Origin of the sequence: Yaniella sp. (assembly GCF_030453185.1) — a bacterium.
In the GTDB taxonomy this organism is placed as follows: Bacteria; Actinomycetota; Actinomycetes; order Actinomycetales; family Micrococcaceae; genus Yaniella.
Map to the genome: position 1 here is coordinate 1 of NZ_JAKDKW010000142.1, position 2,712 is coordinate 2,712.

The window sequence follows — 2,712 nt, forward strand, 5'->3', positions numbered from 1 at the left end:
TTTACGCGACGACGTGGAATTTACCGATGGTACGGAACTGGACGCCGAAGCGGTTGCCTATAACTTTGACTACTGGATGGACGGCGGAAACAGTACCGCACAGGTGCACTTAGATGGGTTCTACGACCACGCCAAAGCCGTGGAAGACCAGGTCGTGGAAATCCACCTTTCTAGCCCGCTTGCGACGTTCATGTCTTCACTATCGCAGTCGTATTTTGGATTGCAGTCGCCAACCGCGCTGGAAAATCGCACGGAGGAAGAAAACTGCACCGAGCCCATTGGCTCAGGCCCCTTTAGTGTCGCTGAGTGGAAACGCGGTGAATACATCGAATTTCAACGCAATGATGATTACAATTGGGCGCCAGAAAATGCCAAACATCAGGGACCGGCATATCTGGATGCCATCCGTTGGAATATCATTCCTGATAACACATCTCGCTACGGCTCGTTGTTATCTGGCGAAACCCAAGCCGTCGGTGAGATCCCGGCAGTCAACGTAGCTGAAGCCGAAGAGTTGTTCGACTATACCCAGTACATCACTCCGGGCCGTCCAATGGTTATGAATCTGAACACCGATCGGGGTATCTTTGCGGATCAACAGGTCCGGCAGGCCCTAAGCTTCGCGACAGATCGGGAAGCCAACGTCGAATCTGCGTTCCTGGGCACCGTCCCATTTGAACCCAGCGGCTACCTCTCGCAATCCACGCCCGACTACGATGCCGATGCAGCCGATGAGTATCCCTTCGATTTGGATCGTGCCAATAAGTTACTCGATGAGGCTGGTTGGGACGAGCGCGATGACGAGGGTACGCGCATCAAAGATGGACAACGACTCGAAGCTACCGTCACCTACGGGTTGAACTCGATTGTCACACCGGACGGCGGCACCGTGATTCAGAACTTCCAGGAACAGGCCCGTGAAGCTGGATTCGATCTCAAACTACGACCACTGACACCATCAGAAAACTTCTCCGGCGCATTTTCTACTCCGGATTCCTACGATGCACAAGTTGGGTACTGGACCAGCCCGCACGCGGGCATTCTCAATATCAACTACCGTCCGTCCACGGAAGAACATCCCAACGGTGCCAATACCACTTTCCTCCATGACGAGGCAGTGTTCGACACCATCCAGCAGGCGCTCCAAGCGCCAACGGATGAAGAAGTTAGTCAGTTGTTCTCCCAAGCGCAATATGAACTGAGTGAAACAGCGGCGGCCATAGGTCTCTACACGCAGACCAACAGCTTGGCGGTATCCGATGATGCCGAAGGCATCTGGTTGGAAGCAGCACAGGGTGGGCCAGTCTTCCACGACGCATATCTCACGACTCCGCAGACTGACAAGGGGAACTAGCCATGACCGTTGACACACAGACTGCCCCAGCAACCACGCCCAATGTGCCGTTGCAACGCCAACGCATCGCACCATCAGTGATCGCAGGCAAGATCGGCCGCAAAGTCCTCAGTGCAATCTTCGTTGTGTGGGCTGCGGCCACGATTACGTTCTTCATCCAAACCCTGCTGCCAGGGGACAGAGCTACACTACTGTTGAACCAGCAAACGGGCCAAGTACAGGAACGCACACCAGAAGAGCTGGCCCCCATCAATGAAGCCTTTGGCTTTGACCAGCCGGTGCTGGTGCAATACTGGGACTTTCTCACGGGACTATTGCGCGGTGATCTCGGCACTTCATATGTGCTGTATCAGCCGGTCACTACCGTGATAGGAGACCAACTGGTTCCAACCGTGGTGCTGACCATCACGGCCATGGCTATCGCCTGGGTGCTGGCTAGCGTCTCTTTAGTGCTCACGGCCCGTCGAACCCCGTGGGTCTCTAAGCTCTTTTCCGGTGTTGAAGCAGCGGCTGCCGCTCTGCCTCAGTACTGGTTAGGCATCATCTTGCTCGTGGTGTTTGCCCTGACCTTCGGACTCTTTCCGGTGGTCGGTGGCTCAGGGATCCACGGGCTCGTTTTGCCCGCCCTGACCCTGGGCATCCCGCTGGCCGGGTACCTGGCGCAGGTTATGCGTACCGAATTCGACCGCACCATGGACCAACCCTTTGTACTCACGGCGCGTTCACGAGGACTCACAGATGGCAACGTACGAATCCGCCATGTACTTCGTCATTCACTACTCCCTGGCTTATCGCTGACTGGTTGGGCTGTGGGCGCACAATTCTCGGCGGCGGTTATCGCAGAGAATGTGTTCTCTCGTCCTGGGTTAGGCCGAGTACTGGTCACCGCCGTGAATGGGCGAGATTTACCGGTGGTCTGCGGGATCGTCATGCTCGTCGCATTGATCTACGTGATCATCAACCTGGTCACCGATACCGCCTATATTCTGGTCGATCCTCGCCTGAAGGAGGCAGTATGACCGCAACACAGACTCCAAGCCCCGTCATCCAGTCGAATGGACCGGCAAAGCAAACACGCTCTCCAAAAGTGCTACGTAGAGTTCCGTTTACCGTCTGGATCGCTGGCACCTTCGCGTTATTCTTATCGCTGGCATCGATAGCACCTCAACTGTTGGCCACGGTTGATCCGAACACGATCAACCTTGAAACCCCGTTGGCACCACCAAGTTTGGAACATTGGCTCGGCACAGATCAATCTGGGCGGGATCTGTACTCCCGGATCGTGCATGGCACGGGCCAATCATTGCTGACCGGTTTCAGTGCCACCGCCATCGGTGTCGGACTCGCCATCATCCTAG

The 2,712-nt window shown here is 55.7% G+C and carries 2 protein-coding genes and 1 pseudogene; all 3 read left to right on the forward strand.

Features of this window, described 5'->3' with window-relative positions:
• A partial coding sequence (locus L0H14_RS12265) for an ABC transporter substrate-binding protein (RefSeq protein WP_301421975.1) occupies positions 1–1,354 on the forward strand: 1,354 nt, incomplete at its 5' end.
• Between the two features lie 2 nt (positions 1,355–1,356).
• The gene (locus L0H14_RS12270; protein ID WP_301421976.1) at positions 1,357–2,373 is read left to right on the forward strand and encodes an ABC transporter permease; all 1,017 of its coding nucleotides are present in this window, start codon (positions 1,357–1,359) and stop codon (positions 2,371–2,373) included.
• Positions 2,370–2,712 (forward strand): annotated as a pseudogene (locus L0H14_RS12275) (ABC transporter permease); the annotation flags it as partial. The gene L0H14_RS12270 and the pseudogene L0H14_RS12275, both read left to right, overlap by 4 nt.